This window comes from Affinundibacterium seohonense, from assembly GCF_014284305.1.
GTDB lineage: Bacteria > Pseudomonadota > Gammaproteobacteria > Burkholderiales > Burkholderiaceae_D > Undibacterium > Undibacterium seohonense.
The window spans coordinates 20,620-36,606 of record NZ_JACOFW010000007.1 but is presented as its reverse complement, the minus strand read 5'-3'; the positions used below and the strand labels follow the sequence as shown (position 1 = coordinate 36,606).

The window sequence follows — 15,987 nt, the reverse complement described above, 5'->3', positions numbered from 1 at the left end:
TATCACTTCGCTTGCGCATCAAACTCAGCAACCGCATTCAATATCTCAACACAGCTAACATCTTGCATATTCACGCTGTATAAGGCATTCGGATTTTTCAAACGAATATCGCGAAAAATCGTCGGACATTGTTGCTTAATAATGTCTAAAGCAGCATGGAACTTAACATCAGTAAAGCGCATTCCGAACCGCTCTTGCATATCGATAAATAATCCGGGGACATCGGCGCAATTGATATTCGAGAAATTGACATTTACCATCACATCCGCTTGCCGCAATTTAATCTTAGACGTACTTCCTGGACAAGCTATTTCGGCTTGTTGCAAAACCTGTTTCAGTGGAAGATTTTTCGCTTGCAGACTAATTTGATTATTGCTTGTTGTATTGATCCAAGCATAGGCGGCTGTCGTCATCATCAAGCTCATTAGTAGCATGGCGCTAATTGATTTTTTTACAGAATCTGCACTATTCTTTTTAGTAATAAACAGTCTTTGAATGCGGTGCTTTAACATATTCTTTCCTCCGGTCATGGCGATTTTTGTTGAGAAATGCGCGTGCATTTCAGCGAAGTGCTGCAAAGTTTTTGCATACAAGATGCGATTGCTACAAGCGCTCACGGCGATATCGTCGCAAGCATTTTCACGTTCTTGATCAAGCCGAGCACTGATCCAAAACACAAAAGGATTAAAGAAGTAAAACACTTTAATGAGATTTTGCACATTCGCGATCAGCACATCATGCCTTCGAATATGCGCTAACTCGTGCAAAACAATGACTTCAATCTGCTGTGGACTCATACCCAGTAGTAGGCTGGCAGGCAACAACAGCATGGGTTTGAAGTAACCAATCACACAAGGCACTGCCACTTTATGGGTGATACAAAATTGTATGGAATGGTGTATTCCTAGCTTCACCGCTAGTTCAGAAAACGTTCTTCGCCATGGTTCTGGAAGCGCTTCTATATGCACTTTTTTCAAAACATGGTTGCAACGCCAACCCCACATGTGGAAGAGCAGTGCAATGAATAAACCGAAGCTCCAAATAACGATAATTTGCAACAGATGATGATTAATATAGCTACTCAATTGTGCCAACCAATTCGCTTCATTGCTAATTGGTATATACATACTCAACTTTACAGAGTCACCCGAACCTAAACTTAATCTCAAAGGGCCATGACGAAAATAATGAAAGAACGTGAGCACGCTGAGAACAAGACAAGCAACCATGCCAAACCCATACCAGCGACCACGCCAATTAGCGTCTTGAACAGAAGCAGCGTTAGCAATCAAGGCTACGAAACCGGCGACCAATCCTGCCTGCCAAATCGAATGCACCAAACTCCAAACCAGTGCGTGCAAAACATCGATACCAATCACATTTATCAGGCGATTCATTTGTCCGACTCGATGTTTTGCAAAAACGCTTTGATCTCAGCTAATTCAACTTGAGAGATTTTCTTATCCGCGAATAGCCGCATCACCATATTCGATTTAGAACCACCAAACGCCGTTTGCAAAAGGCGATCGACTAAGGAAGTTTGTGTTTCGTGCTGCTGTTCCAATGGAAAATAAATATGACTCTTGCCGTCTTTTTTACGTCCCAGCAAACCCTTCTGTTCCATGATCTGCATGGTCTTTAAGGTCGTCGTGTAACCAACTGGACGAAGCTTGCAAAGCTCGTCATTCACCGCTTGGATTTTGCTCTCGCCTAGACGCCATAGGATGGCAAGGATTTCTAGTTCGGATTGCGTCGGATTAGCCACTGGTTTGCTCTCTTTAATTTGCTTTAAACAATCTACGAAGGTTTTCGTAAATATATACGAAGATCTTCGTATTTTCAATATTAATATGTTTGCTGATAGATACAAAAACAACACGAACGACAAGCAAAGCTAGAATTGAAGCCTAAACACCGCGCAACTCAAGCCTTCATTTCAAATGAGAAATCAGATAATTCGTACATCGGCGCACATCTTGTCTGCGCTTATGTCTATCGACTTGCTGCATTTGTATTTTTCGGCTAATCGATTTCAACTCATTGATGGAAGGAAGACCATGCTAGTCGAACGCGAAGCTGAGAGCTGCTATTTAGGACAATTTATTCCACTCCAATACCATCACAATATGTTGATGGATGCGAACCGTATGGACAACTTCAAAGCGGCGATACAACGCCAAGTCTTTGATGGTGCCAAAGTATTGGAACTAGGTGGTGGCACTGGCGTGTTATCTTGGTTTGCTGCGCAATCAGCAGCAAAAGTCTATTGTGTCGAATTTAATCCGGATATGGTGGCGGAAGCACGTCGATTGTTGTCGATGAATCGTCATGGTGATCGGGTCGAAGTGATTCATGCCGACGCCTTTGAATATGTACCGCCAGAACCAGTCGATTTCGTGATTTGTGAAATGATCCATGTCGCTATGCTGCGTGAAAAACAAGTCGAAGTGATTGAAAATTTCAAACAGCGTTATGCTGCAGCATTCCCAGGTGAGCCCATGCCGGTGTTTATACCAGAAGCCATTCTAATGGCTGTGCAGCCTTTACAACAACGCTATGATTTCTCGGGCTATCAAGCCCCCATCATTCAATTTCAACTAGGTGGTGTATTTACGGCTGATACAGTAGAGCTAGCGCCACCAGCGTTATATTCGATCATCGACTTTACCCAAGCGAATGATGTGTGGATCCATTGGGACGGTCAAATTGCCATCGAACAAAGTGGGCAACTGAGCGCCTTACGGTTTATTACTAAAAATATTCTTGCCATCGTTAGCGAAACCAATTCCACCATCGATTGGCTTAATCACTATATGGCTCTGCCGCTCAAAACGCCAATGAACGTAGTCGCGGGCGATGTACTCAATATTAGTTTTCAATACCGTACTGGTGGCTCTATCGACTCCTTACAAAACAACATGAAAGTGAGCATTGAAGCCAAGATACCGCAACGCCAATCACAGCTAAGTATGGCGATGGCACCATAAAAAATACAAGCTAAAACATATTACATCTCAAAAACAGCGTCTTAACCACGCTGTTTTTTTACTTCCTAAACAACATTAAGGAATAATTATCCAGTGTGATTCAGGATCATCACATTTAAGACATGCACAAAATACTTTTCAGTATAATCCTTGCTTCCCTATTTGCCTTTCAGGCTTTTAAATCCGGCGTTGCAAATATTCCCTACCGTGCCCATGAAAACCACTTATTGTATTTGTCTGATCACTGTATTAGCGTTATTGAGTTTTTCTGCGCATGCGCAGATGCGTAAATGCGTTACTAGTTCAGGAAAATCTGTTTATACCGATCAGCCATGTGCCGCTAAAGTGGGAGAAAAATCAACAGAGGTGAAAGATAGTGAGTTACTCAAAAAAGTGAGCTCAATTAACAGCCAGCGCGAACTGGCGAAAAGTTGTTGGGTCTTATCGCATCGTGATTCGCAATGCGACACCACGGTCAATCACGAACTCCGAACCGTATTTAAGGAAAACTGTACACTTCCCATCAAGCAGTTCGAAAAAGATCAGGATACGGAAAGACAACGACCACGCCGTAACTATGAGCGCGAACGTGAACCAGAGCGTGATGGTGATGATCTTGAATATGAACACCGCTACACACACAAAAGCCGCGCCGTCTTGCAGTGTGAGTCGCTAGAAAAAAATATGTGGGACTTTTTAAAACTCAATTTTGGCAAAAAAATCTCGGAGCAAGATGCTAAAATCATCAACTACAAATTGAAAATTTTGCCTACACACGATCAAAAGAATTGGCGTGAATACTGACATCATTTAAGAACAGTGTCTCTGCTGGGTATCAGTTACGATCATTCTCAGCCTTCATACGATTGCCATACACGGCCCCCTTAAACACCAGTAAGTCCCCACTCCCGGCGCGGTTTGTACATCAATCTCGCCGCCTAAAATTTAACTGGCGATATTGTAAGCAACATGCATACCGAGGCCGAGGCCGAGACCGAGACCGTTGCCGCCTTGGCCCAGCCAATGTCCTTTAAGTAAACCATCAAAATCGGATAAACTCTTTTTTATTTCTTTCTCGTTAAAAAGAAGTGGTTAATTCCTAATGCTGTGCAGTTGAGCCTAATTCCACGTATCGTCATTTCCGCGAAGGCGCGACGTAAAAGCCTAAAGACACTTGATCCGTGCCTTCGCAGGGGTGACGCCTCGATATTTTGAGCTTAACTGAACAGCATTAGTGCTTCATCCCGGTATCATTTTTAATTTTTTTTAGCTTGTTTTACGTATACATCCTCCCACAATGACACGCAAACTCATCATCATTTTATGTGCCCTTGGCATCGCCTATTACAGCGTACAGATTTACGGATTGCGAGATCGCATTTCTTTAACCAGATCTGCACCGACTAAGCAAGAAAAAGCACCGCAAAAAATGCAGTTCACTTTTACGATGGAGTCGACTGATGTAGATTTAGTGGAAACTTGTCGGCAGTTGTTTAGAGACAGTGATAAAACACAATTAAGTGTGCATCCTGACGACAGCAAAAAAGCAATACTAACCGTCGTACGCAATTTTTCTTCAACGGCATTACAAGACGCGATCGATTTAAACAAACAATTAAAGAACAAAGCTTGTCTGCAAAACGACAGTGATACGTTCGCGATTAAGGTACTTAATTCGCCAAGCTCAGTTCAATAAAAAAGCGCAAGGTTTTGGCATTCTCTGCCAAAACCTTGCGCTTTATTTATTGTTTGAATTTACTTCAAGCGTGCTGCAACAAATTCCTCCATCACGGCCTGACGTAAAATTTTTGCGGGCACCAAACCTTGTGCCAGGACGAAATCATTAAATGCCTGACGGTCGAATTTCTTACGTAGTGCAACTTCCGCCGCTTGACGCGTTTCCATCAATTGCTGATAGCCATAGAAGTACGAAGTCGCCTGACCTGGTGCGCGGAAGGTGTAACGCTGCATCTCTTGCTTTGCCATACCTTCGGACAAACCAACCTCATCCATCAAGAAAGATTGCACCGCTTCTGGCGTGATCTGACCTAAGTTCACCATAGGATCTAAAAAGGCACGAGCGGCTCTTTGGGCGCGGGCTTGCAAGGCAAACAGTTGTCCATCTGTCGGTTCAAATGGCTGCATTTCTGCTTCTGCATACAAAGCCCAGCCTTCTACGTTCACGCTATTAAAAGCAAACACGCCACGTGCAGTGGATACACCGGCTTCGATCATTTTTGCAAATTGCAGTTCATGACCAGGACGTGCTTCATGTGCGGTTAAAGTCCAAGTTCCTGCTTCATGGGTGAAATCATCAAAGCGCAAAACCTTACCACTAGGGTCTGCTGGCATACCGGTCGTCAAGACGAATTCACCATATTCGCCAGTGTTGCCAATCAGGCGTGGCGGGCTCATATGTGGTGCTGGTTGTTGCGCGTTCTCTGCGTCAGTTGCCAAACGAATTTTAGCTTTGCGATCTGGTAGTGAGACGATTTTTTCCTTACGAATGCTTGCCTCAATCTCCGCCAAGCGTGCCTCATACAAAGGCATCACCTTGTCTTTTTCGATCTGATCTTTCTTAAGTTCACGAATCACTGCGCGATAATCCGCGTCGGGCAAATTGCGTTCTTTTGCTAGGATGCGCGCGGTAATCACCATCTGATTGCGAATTTCCGCGAAGGAAGTTAAGGCCTTTGCGATTAACTCTTCTGGCTTGATATCAACACCGTATTGACGCAAATTGTCGGCGTACACTTCGGCTGGTAATCGATGATCGGTACGCGCACGAGGTATCACTTCACTCTTTACCATCGCGTTATAGGCAGTCAATTGCTGTTCTAGGGCGGCAAAGCTTTTTTCCCAATCTTTCAAACCACTTTTCTCCAACATGGTTTTCATACCAGCGATCATGGTTGGTGATTTGCTCAAGACTTGTTCGACTTCAACTTTATACGGGCCGATTAATTTGGGATTGGCTTTCAAACGCTCTTGCATGCGCTCTTTGGTCAACTCAGTAATCGGGCGGTAGCCCTTAGTCAAGCCGACATACTTATTCAAACGTACCAACATAGTCTTTTGACGCTCTGCTGGAATACGTGGATCTAAAGTCTGGCGCATCACACCAAAGATCATCGAAGTGACATCGACGAATGGCATAAAGTGCTTGCGAGTAAGCGCTTCGGAGCGCATGAAGTCCTCTGCGCTACCAATCAAAATTTGTAAATCTTGCTTTATCTTTGGATGCGTTTCGGTTTTTAAACGCTTTTGATATTCGGCGATGATTGCTAATGCTTCTTTATTTTTGGCATCGAATAAATCGCGTGACATGTCGGTGATTTGTTCATCTAAGCCATCCACGCCCAAAGCACCTGCACCTTCTGGTGCATATTTACCCATGAAATTTAAGAGCAATTTGGCATTTTCATTGCTCTTTTTGACCCAAGCTTGTTCCACTACAGTTTTCGCGGCAACCGCTGGCGCAGTATCGTGTGGCGCTGCCGACACGGTGCTGACCGCACCCAAAGCCAATGCACTGATCAGTGCACGTACCATTATTTTTTTCATCATCGTCTTCTCACATTCGTTCAATAGGAATTGGCTAAACTTATGCATTAACTGAATCTCACGATCCAGACGCAGACTTAGGAGTATCCATTTCGATGCGGTTTTACGCAAATGTAAAAAGACGAAAGGTAAAATGAGTCGCCTGAATTACCCAGATCAAGACATGAAACACACAAATCAGGCGACAACATTCAATCAGCGGCGCTTAAGCCAAGTGTTAAAGATCAACAAGGCGATTGCGGTCATGACACCAATTGCAGCAAACAACAGCCACATTAAAAGTGGACGATTCATGTCTTTAGCAATTGCGGTATAAGCCCAGCCCGACAGCAGACCCGCAAACAAATTACCCAACGCCATCGAGACAAAGTAATAACCCATATACATCGCGGTTTTACTCTTAGGCGCAATCGCTGCGACATATTCCTGACTCTTAGGCGAGGCAATCATCTCACCAATCGAGAAGACAACAACCGCCATCACCACGGTCGTACCACCGATGGCCAAACCTGCACTTACACTGGCACCTAAGCCACACAAAGCAATTCCAGCGCTAAGAACGACTGTTCCAAATACTAAAATCGGCAAAGCACGCCAGCGTTGAATATAGGCGCTGATCGCGATCTGGCATAAGACGATCAAACCGAAACCAACATTGATGATGTATTCAGGATTCACTTGTCGATATTGCGTCGCCCATTGTTCAGCAAGCGCTGCTGGTAAAACACTGCCTTGTTGGATCGCAAGTAGGCCAGTCCGCAAAACCTCATCTGGCACCATCACTTTATAGTTGACCAAGTCAAACGCCAATTGTTTTAATGCGACCGCATCCATGCCCGCATGATATTTTTGTGCCAGCGCCGGCAGCGCACCGCTCAATTGTTCGAGATTCACCCCGGCTAGAAATTCGACCGAAGACGGAGCAAATTGCTGCAAAGCGAGCACCAAATCTTTGGTATCGACAAAATCTCGAATAAACACCGGAAGCGTAGTGAATAATTGGAAGTACACGACCCAAAAGCCAGTCAATATCAACAAATACAAAACGAAAGGAATATTCCCAACTTCGACCTTTTGCATATACCAGGCTGATGATTGAGAATTCTTAATCAATGCTGTCCAAGCAAAATTAAGTGCGACCCACGCCGCGACCCCCATCAGATAATAGTGAAATCCAATACCCATGCGTGTTGTCACCATCAAAGCGATAATGGCCGGCACCACCATTAAGGCTAAACGCCCATTACCGAGCACTTCCTGCGCTTCCAACAAAACCAATTTCAAACTGCGCTGATCTTTGCTGGCATCGTGTTCAGGTTCCTTATAGAAAAACAGGGCAGGAATAAAGTTAATGCCTATCCAAATCGCCGACATCACAAACACCAAATCCCAACTCACCGCACGCACATAACCGGCGATAAACGGGCCGATAAAACCGCCAATATTCACCATCGTATAAAACACACCGAAACCAAGCCCACGATTAGTGTCGTCGGTTGAGCGTCCTATGGTGCCGACTACCACTGGCTTAAAACAGGCAGCACCGACCGCGACTGCTAAGAACACCATGAAAAACGCCCAGAAACTATGCACTTGCCCGAGCATGTAGTAAGACGGGCACATGATCGCAAAGGAGATCAGGAACATGCGGCGATAGCCAAATCGGTCTGCTAATGCGCCGGTAATCACGGGTAGTAAATAGAGTAAAAACGGGATCATGCCTTGCAAGAAACCGCGCTCTTGATCGCTAAATCCCAAGCCACCTTGGGCTGTTGGGCTGGTGATGTAGAGTGAGGATAGTGTGAAGAAACCGTACCATGCGAGACGTTCGAAGATCTCCATGGTGTTGGCTACGTAGAAGGCTCGGTGGAATGGGTTGCGTTTGATGGTGGTCATATTGTTGTCTCTTGGTTTTTTGGTTTTTTGGTTTTTTGGTTTTTTGGTTTTTTGGTTTTTTGGTTTTTTGGTTTTTTGGTTTTTTGGTTTTTTGGTTTTTTGGTTTTTTGGGTTTCTAAATATTTTTTCGGATTTTTTTACGTTCACAGGTCGGGGGTGGCCCGACAGCCACTCCCTTTCTTTGCTTCGCCAAAGAAAGGGAGCAAAGAAAGGCGACCACGCTGCCACTGCCCTTCGGGTTCCCAATTGTGCATGACAAAAAATGGGAAATTGTCGAAACTCGCTGCGCTCAAACAACGACACTTTCTTTATCCATTTTCTGTCATGCACAATTGGCAGTGTCAGAAGTGGATGAAGGTCAAAATCAACAACAAGATCAAAAGCAACGGCAACATCAAAACAATCAGTATCGACGGATATTCACTTTTCTAATAGCAGCTGTAGGTCGTTGTTTTTGACTTTGTTTTTGACTTTGTTTTTGACTTTGTTTTTGACTTTGTTTTTGACTTTGTTTTTGACTTTGTTTTTGACCCACCTCCGTTTGAGACGATGTAATTTGTGCTTCACAAAAAATGGATAAGAAAGTGTTGTTGTTTGAGCGAAGCGAGTTTCAACACTTTCCCATTTTTTGTGACGCACAAATTATGCTGAAGCGTAGCGTAAGCACCCGAAGGGCGAGTCTACGGTCGCCTTTTTTGGGTTACCTTTTTTGGCGAAGCAAAAAAGGTAACTGGCTGTCGGGCCACACCCGACCAACAGACCGCAAAAAAACAGCAACAGAAAAACCAAAAACAAAAACAAACTACCCCAAACTATCCAACACCAACTTAGCACAAATCAAATCACTCAAAGCCGTCCCAACAGACTTAAACAATGTAATCTCAGAAGCATCACGCCGAGAAGATTGACCACGTCGACACAACTCCGCCAAATCCCCCTTCACATCGCCAGCAGAAAACACACCCTCACTAATTGGAATCAGCAACTCCCCCGCTTCCTTCAATACATTCGCACGATAATCAACATACACCGAAGAACGCGTCACCAAAGCTGTATCGCATTCTCGTCTATCGCTGCTGTGATTACCAAGCAAATCCACATGACATCCTTCGGCAACATCTTGACCGAACACCAAGGGCTGCGATGCTCCTGTAGCACTGACGATGATATCAACTTGCCGCATTGTCGCAGCTAATTGATCTGTACCGCTAAAACCTACATGAGGAAAAAGACGACGTAGAGTTTGCAGTAAATTCTGTACCTTTTCAGAATTGCGTCCCCATACCACCACATGCGAAATTGCATGTTCAGCCAGATGCGCCTGCACAAGAGGGATTGCCAAATTGCCCGTGCCTAGCAAAAGCATCCGCATCGATTCCGGCCTAGCTAAATAACGACTGGCCAAAGCCGACACAGCAGCAGTACGCCAATAGGTAACCGTGGTACCGTCTATCATCGCCAATGGCTGTCCATCGGCACGGCTAAACAACAAAATTTTTGAGAACAATGTCGGTAACGATTGGCTGCCATTATCGGGAAAATACGTAAACGCTTTAACCCCGACCACGTCCTCATTCCAAGCGGGTAATACCGCAAACCCATCATGATTACTGGCGTCTTCGGATAGTGAAAACACCTGCCTTTGCGGCATGCCAAAATCTTGTTTAAAGCCAGCATCTAAGGCATTGATCAAGCGCGGGAAATCAAGTGCTTGATTCACTTGCTGGGAATCGATAATCTTCATAATTTATAGCGGTAGTTCAAAATGTTTAGGGGCATGCGTGAGAAATTCAAAACCGTTCTCAGTGATCAACACATCATCCTCAATACGCACCCCACCATACTGCGGAATATATATACCAGGCTCTATCGTCACGACATAATTGCTCATCAAATGTTCACGACACACTGGACTGATAAAAGGTTGCTCATGCAATTTAATGCCTAGGCCATGTCCCAAGCCGGGGCCGGCAAACTCGGCAAAACTGGAAGCTTGCAGCACCGCAGCAGAAGCCGCATTGACCTCCACCGCCGCGACGCCATTACGCAATAAAGCGAAGGCTGCCTGCTGCGCTGCACTGACCGTATCAAACATGGCTTGTTGTTGAGAGTTCGCCCGACCAGCGACAAAGCTGCGTGTCATATCCGAACGATAGCCATTCACCACAGCACCAAAATCGAGCACGATCAAATCGCCTTCTTGTAAGCGTCTCTGAGACGGAATGCAATGTGGCAAAGCAGAGCGTGCGCCAAAACCCAAAATCGTCACAAATGACAATCCTTGTGAGCCACGCTTTTGCATTTGATAATCCAGCTCTAATGCCAGTTCAGCTTCGCTGGCACCAATTCGTATTTGCGGCAACAGGTCAGCTAAAGCTTGATCTGCAATGCGCGCAGCCGCTTTGATCTGGGCAATTTCCCACGCATCCTTTTTCTTTCTTTGCTGCTCTAAAGCGCCCCGACTTGGCGTGAAAGTAGCATGCGGATTATCCTGCGAGATCGCACTCCACATGCCAACACTAATGTGTTCGGCTTCGAACCAGACATGGTGTGCTTTTTCACTCTGCAAAATCGCGGCAATCGCTAGTCCTAAGCTTTGCTTATCTCGATCACGACAAATGACTTTTGTCGGAAGGCAGTCACTCACACATTCGTCCTCGGCTTGCTCAAGGAAACGGTAGTCGGTAATCAAATACAAATTCGTCTGCGTCACCAAGCCATACGCGGCTTCACCGCTATAGTTGTAGAGATAACGTAGATTATCCAGCGAGAAAATCAAAGCAGCGTCTTGTCTTGCATTGGCCATCTGCTGACGCAGGTCTTGTAGGCGTTGGGCAAATTGGGCTTGTAGGGGCGTATTCATGCTTATCTATGCAATCGTCGTGTAAAATTCATCGAAACAAAAAACCATGTTGAAGCGGATCTTCGGGATCAATATAAAAGGTGTTTTTTCCTGTCACATGCGCATTTCCCTGCACTCGTGGAATCACGGCTTTGTGATCACCATACTCAAGCGTGCTTTGTACCGAGACTTGAAACTGCGAGCCCAAAATACTTTCTATCGTCAATGCTTGTCCAATCTCAAGCTGACCACGCGCATGCAATATGGCAGCTTGTCCCGAAACACCGCTCCCAGTCGGGCTTCGATCCAATTCACCCTCTGCAAATATACAGACATTGCGACTATGAACGCCAGGCGTATCTGACGGTGCCGAGAATATCGTGCCGTATAAAAAGCTAAGATCGCTCTCAAATGGATGAACGACTTCAATACTAGCCATCACCGCTTGTTTGATGCGACGACCAAGATCAATGATCTGTCGATGATTCTCTGCCTGCAAGGACAAGCCTATCGTGGTGGCATCCACATAAGCGTAAAACGCCCCGCCATAAGCCAAACTATAGTTCACAACACCGATCCCTTTGACCTCGACTTGCTGATCTAATGCTGCAACAAAGGACGGCACATTATCAAAATAGATGCCTTGTATCCCGTCTTCATTGAGCTCCGCATAGGCATGGATTTGCCCGCATGGCACATCAATCTTAATGGAAGTTCGTGGCATCGTAGTCGCAACCACGCCCGCTTCAATCGCTGTTTTGGTTAAAGCAATAATGGCATGACCGCACATCGTGCTATAGCCCTCATTGTGCATAAACAGCGCACCGAAATGACTATCGCTACGCTCCGCTGGTGTAATCAACGCGCCATACATATCTGCATGCCCACGGGGTTCAATCATTAATGCTGTGCGCAAATGATCGTGATTTTCTAGACAGTCGCGCCGCATCGCTAAGATGCTGGTACCAGATAGTTTAGGAAAGCCACCAGTCACAATTCGCAATGGTTCACCGCCGGTATGACAATCCAAAGTCGAGATTGTCAGCCAATGGGAAGGCGCTCGCCAGTCGCCAAATCCTCTGGCTTGTGCAGCGCTGCCATCTTGCCCATCGCTGGCACTATTTTGAAATTGATCGCTCGTCATTTTTTGTCCGTATAAGGTTTTCTGTCTCAGCAATGTCAGCAATATACAATAAAACCGCCAAAATATTCACACGATATATGTTGAATATATTTATAATTAATGTGCATTTTACAGCTTTTTTTAAAAAACCTAAGGATGAATTCACCGTGCCTAACACACGCAAACCCAAATCTCCACCGCCTACCCTGTCAGTTGGCTTTAATCTAGTCCTTAGCCTACTATGCGCAAGCGTCAGCATGAACAGCCATGCCCAAATCAAACAGCAACAGGAACTAAAAGCCCCACCATCACTAAGAGCGGTCGAACAAATTTTGTCACGAATTCACGTCTGCAGCGACACCTTGAGCTTACGTTCCGAGGCCTTGAGCGATGACCAAGAACAAGCTGCCTGCCAACAATTAGGTCAATTAGAGAAAAAATTCCATCAGCTATTTGCGGGCAATGGCAAAACCCTAGCACCCGTCAAGCATGACAACAACCAATCTTTACGAGCAAACATTTATCGCAACAAAAACAGCTTTGCTGAACAAGCGGGCATGCATTTCAATATGCCCGTTAACAATGGCGGTATGTATTTGGAGGGCACACCTGAACGAACTGGCAATCATGCTGAGTTTATCGCCTACCAAAGAGAACAAGGAGCAGTCCATAATTTAGGGCATGAATACATCCACTATTTAGATGGTCGATTCAATCTGTACGGCGACTTCTGCGCCAATTTACATGACTCGCATGCCGCCCCAGAAAATTGCCCAAAACCCGCGCCACAAACGCCGTATTTAGTATGGTGGGGAGAAGGTCTGGCGGAATACATTGCCCATGGCAACGAGCATGCGACCGCCATCGCCATCGCAGCAAAAAAGACCTACCGTTTGAGCGAATTATTCGACACTGGCTATGAAAAAAATAATGACAGCGCCCGCATTTATAGCTGGGGTTATTTGGCGGTACGTTTTATGTTGGAACGCCATCGCGATGAAATTGATCGGATGTTGAGTTTTACACGTGTTGGCGACTATCCGCGTTATCAAGCTTTGGTGAGGAGTTGGGGGGCTTCTTTTGATGCTGAGTTTGCGGCTTGGTTGGAGAGTGTTACTGGGAAATGACGATCCATATTTACGATAGGTTAAGAGCTATAACGTGCGAACACATTTTTCCCACCCTACGCACTGACGAAAAAAATCTACAGCCCCCGACACTGATAGTTACCCCCTTGTCATTTGAATTGTCATTCCCGCGAAGGCGGGAATCCAGTGGCGTAAAAGCCTAAAGACACTGGATCCCTGCCTTCGCAGGGATGACGCCACAATGTTTTTACCTTAACTGAACAGCATCACTCTTGCCCCCAGGCTTCTGTCACCCTCAAGGCAACTTACACTCAGGCTTAATGATGTCATGCCTACACTTCAACGAATTCGGTTTTCAGTCTTCGATGGAAACGTGAATACCACCGCGAGGTAAATAACCCCAGCCATTTCCTACGCGAAAAATCGCTCCATCATAGTCAAGCTCAATTTGCATCTCTGCCGCTGGGCATTCAGGACCCGCTTTGATTTTCGCAATAGTCTGAGGGGATTTGAATAGCGTCACAACGCCAAAGCCTGCTTTTTTGCCACTAAAACATTGGATGAAAAATTGTTGTCCTTTGCTATTCACCGTGACGACTAAATTTATTTTGTTCTTCATCGTCGTTTCGTTCCCGTGCGTGTCTGTATTCGTCACATTGCTATAGGTACCGGACAAAGGTGTGTCCGATGCGCCAGCAGGAATAGCTAACAGCAGCAAAGTCGGTAGAAGATAACGTTTCATATTGATTGACCAACTAGTAGCAATTATCCGCCACAGCGGAAACGCAAAAATAAAAAACCATGGAGTATTGTGGAGGAATCACTTTAGGGAACTGCGCCAACAACAAACCCGCTACGGATGGAATTGTATGTGAACAACTAGCTTGATAGCTAGTAGATTGGCAAGTCAATCCATTAATTTGTGCGTGCTAAATTTCTAAACTTAATCGTTTCCCTCATCGCACTCAAAAAAAAGAGCTGGTCGATTAAGAACCAGCTCTTTTCATTCTTCTTTTCCAAGCAAGTTTTTGACGACTAGTTGGCAAGGCTCAGCATCAACTTACTCAGCAAATTCCGTATCCATCGGTGAATACCAAGCGTCTTTCAAAGCACCAACTTGTACGTCTTTGAATTCTGGACGTGCTGTCATCCAAGCTTTCAAGGCTTCACGATCTGCGTCTGTCGTAGAACCAGCGCCAAACTTGCAGACGAAACCTGTCGTCAACCAACCGCTCAGCGCTAAGTCACGTGGTTCGATCAATTCTTCTAAGAAGGTGTGAATGAGTTGCGCTTCTTCGTCAGAGTTCAATTCTTTGGTTAAATCAGCTTTGTATTCAAAACCGAACTCTTGAAACTCACCTACGTGCAATTTTTTACGTTGGCGGGCGTTACGGGATTTTTTTGATGGTGTCATGATGTTCTTTATCTATTTAGCATCCTTCTCAACATGAAAAGGACAATCAGCTGCGCATTGTAATGACTATGCGGGATATGTACAAATACTATAAAAACTTTCCATGCAACTTAAATTGTTCGGTAGCACGCACTAATTCCTTGACAATCCCCGGTTCCATGGCGGCATGACCCGCATCGCCGATCATGTGCAACTTGGTGCTTGGCCAGGCTTGATGCAAGCGATACGCAGAGAGCGGCGGACAGATCACGTCATAGCGCCCCTGTACGATCACTGCTGGCAGATGACGGATTTTATGGATATTTTTGATTAACTGATCTTCATCCATAAAGGCACCATTGAGCATATAGTGCGCTTCCAGACGGCCAATCCCTAAACTCACTTCATCCGACTCAAAATCTTCTATCGCTTGCGCTTGTGGCTCTAAGAATAAACAAGAACCTTCATAGCGACTCCAGTTGCGGGCGGCTTCTTTATATATGGCGGGTTCATCACCGAAAAGACGTTTTACATAAGCCTGCAATAAATTGCCGCGCTCTGAATGCGGAATCGCTTCGGCAAAGCGTTGATGCACTTCTGGATAAAAGTGATTAATGCCATTGACGAACCAATCGACCTCTGCCTTGGTACACAAAAAGATGCCGCGCAATACAAATCCTAGACAACGTGCCGGATGTTCTTCACCATAAGCCAAGGCTAATGTTGATCCCCAAGAACCGCCGAACACCAACCAATGTTCAATCCCCAACATCTCGCGAATTCTCTCAATGTCTTCAATCAATAAGGAAGTCGTGTTGTGGCGATACTCACCCAAAGGAGTCGACCGACCCGCGCCGCGCTGATCAAATAGCACGATACGATAATGTGCAGGATCAAAGAAACGTCGATGGGCAGGAGAACAGCCACCGCCAGGGCCGCCATGTAAAAATAAGACAGGTTGACCATTGGGATTGCCGCATTCTTCCCAATACAAAGTATGCAGATCGTCGACTTGTAAACTACCTTGACGATAGGGTTCGATAGCTGGAAACAGTAAAGTATTTTCTGACATATTGTTTTGATTGTTGATGGTG

At 45.4% G+C, this 15,987-nt stretch carries 15 protein-coding genes; 5 read left to right on the top strand and 10 right to left on the bottom strand.

Features of this window, described 5'->3' with window-relative positions; genetic code table 11:
• Positions 1-2: 2 nt before the first annotated feature.
• Both H8K52_RS08290 and H8K52_RS08285 read right to left on the bottom strand, forming a co-directional pair.
• Positions 3-1,397, bottom strand: coding sequence for a M56 family metallopeptidase (locus H8K52_RS08290; RefSeq protein WP_186922428.1), 1,395 nt, complete (start codon positions 1,395-1,397; stop codon positions 3-5).
• On the bottom strand, positions 1,394-1,765 hold the full coding sequence (locus H8K52_RS08285; protein WP_186922427.1) for a BlaI/MecI/CopY family transcriptional regulator: 372 nt from the start codon (positions 1,763-1,765) through the stop codon (positions 1,394-1,396). The genes H8K52_RS08290 and H8K52_RS08285 overlap by 4 nt, the downstream gene beginning before the upstream one ends.
• A 292-nt stretch (positions 1,766-2,057) precedes the next feature.
• Here H8K52_RS08285 and H8K52_RS08280 point away from each other — a divergent pair, with 292 nt between their 5' ends.
• From H8K52_RS08280 to H8K52_RS08270, 3 genes are all read left to right on the top strand, one after another.
• Complete coding sequence (locus tag H8K52_RS08280) at positions 2,058-2,987, top strand: methyltransferase domain-containing protein (protein WP_246464379.1); 930 nt, start codon at positions 2,058-2,060, stop codon at positions 2,985-2,987.
• 213 nt (positions 2,988-3,200) lie between these two features.
• The gene (locus H8K52_RS08275; RefSeq protein ID WP_186922426.1) at positions 3,201-3,791 is read left to right on the top strand and encodes a DUF4124 domain-containing protein; all 591 of its coding nucleotides are present in this window, start codon (positions 3,201-3,203) and stop codon (positions 3,789-3,791) included.
• Between the two features lie 493 nt (positions 3,792-4,284).
• Complete coding sequence (locus H8K52_RS08270; protein WP_186922425.1) at positions 4,285-4,683, top strand: hypothetical protein; 399 nt, start codon at positions 4,285-4,287, stop codon at positions 4,681-4,683.
• 59 nt (positions 4,684-4,742) lie between these two features.
• On the opposite strand, the gene H8K52_RS08265 is transcribed toward H8K52_RS08270, so the two are convergent.
• Together H8K52_RS08265 and H8K52_RS08260 are read right to left on the bottom strand one after the other, a co-directional pair.
• A complete protein-coding gene (locus H8K52_RS08265; protein WP_222613730.1) occupies positions 4,743-6,554 on the bottom strand; it encodes a DUF885 domain-containing protein in 1,812 nt (603 codons plus the stop codon).
• 192 nt (positions 6,555-6,746) lie between these two features.
• The gene (locus H8K52_RS08260; protein ID WP_186922424.1) at positions 6,747-8,447 is read right to left on the bottom strand and encodes an MFS transporter; all 1,701 of its coding nucleotides are present in this window, start codon (positions 8,445-8,447) and stop codon (positions 6,747-6,749) included.
• Between H8K52_RS08260 and H8K52_RS08255 the strand changes: the two genes are divergently transcribed.
• Positions 8,418-8,879 (top strand): hypothetical protein, encoded by a 462-nt coding sequence (locus tag H8K52_RS08255; RefSeq protein ID WP_186922423.1) that lies wholly within the window; start codon positions 8,418-8,420, stop codon positions 8,877-8,879. The genes H8K52_RS08260 and H8K52_RS08255 overlap by 30 nt on opposite strands.
• 370 nt (positions 8,880-9,249) lie before the next feature.
• Here the strand turns inward: H8K52_RS08255 and lhpI are convergent, their stop codons facing one another.
• The 3 genes from lhpI to H8K52_RS08240 are packed head-to-tail and all read right to left on the bottom strand — an operon-like array spanning position 9,250 to position 12,433.
• A complete protein-coding gene (gene lhpI, locus H8K52_RS08250) occupies positions 9,250-10,191 on the bottom strand; it encodes a bifunctional Delta(1)-pyrroline-2-carboxylate/Delta(1)-piperideine-2-carboxylate reductase (protein WP_186922422.1) in 942 nt (313 codons plus the stop codon).
• A gap of 3 nt (positions 10,192-10,194) precedes the next feature.
• Entirely contained in the window at positions 10,195-11,310 is a 1,116-nt protein-coding gene (locus H8K52_RS08245) for a M24 family metallopeptidase (protein WP_186922421.1), read from the bottom strand.
• Positions 11,311-11,338: 28 nt separating this feature from the next.
• Positions 11,339-12,433 (bottom strand): proline racemase family protein, encoded by a 1,095-nt coding sequence (locus tag H8K52_RS08240; RefSeq protein WP_186922420.1) that lies wholly within the window; start codon positions 12,431-12,433, stop codon positions 11,339-11,341.
• Positions 12,434-12,579: 146 nt separating this feature from the next.
• Between H8K52_RS08240 and H8K52_RS08235 the strand changes: the two genes are divergently transcribed.
• Positions 12,580-13,539, top strand: a complete 960-nt coding sequence (locus H8K52_RS08235) for a collagenase (RefSeq protein ID WP_222613729.1) — start codon at positions 12,580-12,582, stop codon at positions 13,537-13,539.
• 316 nt (positions 13,540-13,855) lie between these two features.
• Here H8K52_RS08235 and H8K52_RS08230 read toward each other — a convergent pair whose 3' ends face one another.
• From H8K52_RS08230 to pip, 3 genes are all read right to left on the bottom strand, one after another.
• Complete coding sequence (locus H8K52_RS08230; RefSeq protein WP_186922419.1) at positions 13,856-14,242, bottom strand: hypothetical protein; 387 nt, start codon at positions 14,240-14,242, stop codon at positions 13,856-13,858.
• Positions 14,243-14,560: 318 nt separating this feature from the next.
• Entirely contained in the window at positions 14,561-14,914 is a 354-nt protein-coding gene (locus H8K52_RS08225) for a YggL 50S ribosome-binding family protein (protein WP_186922418.1), read from the bottom strand.
• A gap of 88 nt (positions 14,915-15,002) precedes the next feature.
• The gene (pip, locus tag H8K52_RS08220) at positions 15,003-15,965 is read right to left on the bottom strand and encodes a prolyl aminopeptidase (RefSeq protein WP_186922417.1); all 963 of its coding nucleotides are present in this window, start codon (positions 15,963-15,965) and stop codon (positions 15,003-15,005) included.
• Positions 15,966-15,987: the final 22 nt, after the last annotated feature.

Coding starts and splice junctions, on each gene's coding strand:
- H8K52_RS08290 (WP_186922428.1), bottom strand. CDS start 1,397: ATGAATCGCCTGATAAATGTGATTGGTATCGATGTTTTGCACGCACTG.
- H8K52_RS08280 (WP_246464379.1), top strand. CDS start 2,058: ATGCTAGTCGAACGCGAAGCTGAGAGCTGCTATTTAGGACAATTTATT.
- H8K52_RS08275 (WP_186922426.1), top strand. CDS start 3,201: ATGAAAACCACTTATTGTATTTGTCTGATCACTGTATTAGCGTTATTG.
- H8K52_RS08270 (WP_186922425.1), top strand. CDS start 4,285: ATGACACGCAAACTCATCATCATTTTATGTGCCCTTGGCATCGCCTAT.
- H8K52_RS08265 (WP_222613730.1), bottom strand. CDS start 6,554: ATGATGAAAAAAATAATGGTACGTGCACTGATCAGTGCATTGGCTTTG.
- H8K52_RS08260 (WP_186922424.1), bottom strand. CDS start 8,447: ATGACCACCATCAAACGCAACCCATTCCACCGAGCCTTCTACGTAGCC.
- lhpI (WP_186922422.1), bottom strand. CDS start 10,191: ATGAAGATTATCGATTCCCAGCAAGTGAATCAAGCACTTGATTTCCCG.
- H8K52_RS08245 (WP_186922421.1), bottom strand. CDS start 11,310: ATGAATACGCCCCTACAAGCCCAATTTGCCCAACGCCTACAAGACCTG.
- H8K52_RS08240 (WP_186922420.1), bottom strand. CDS start 12,433: ATGACGAGCGATCAATTTCAAAATAGTGCCAGCGATGGGCAAGATGGC.
- H8K52_RS08230 (WP_186922419.1), bottom strand. CDS start 14,242: ATGAAACGTTATCTTCTACCGACTTTGCTGCTGTTAGCTATTCCTGCT.
- H8K52_RS08225 (WP_186922418.1), bottom strand. CDS start 14,914: ATGACACCATCAAAAAAATCCCGTAACGCCCGCCAACGTAAAAAATTG.
- pip (WP_186922417.1), bottom strand. CDS start 15,965: ATGTCAGAAAATACTTTACTGTTTCCAGCTATCGAACCCTATCGTCAA.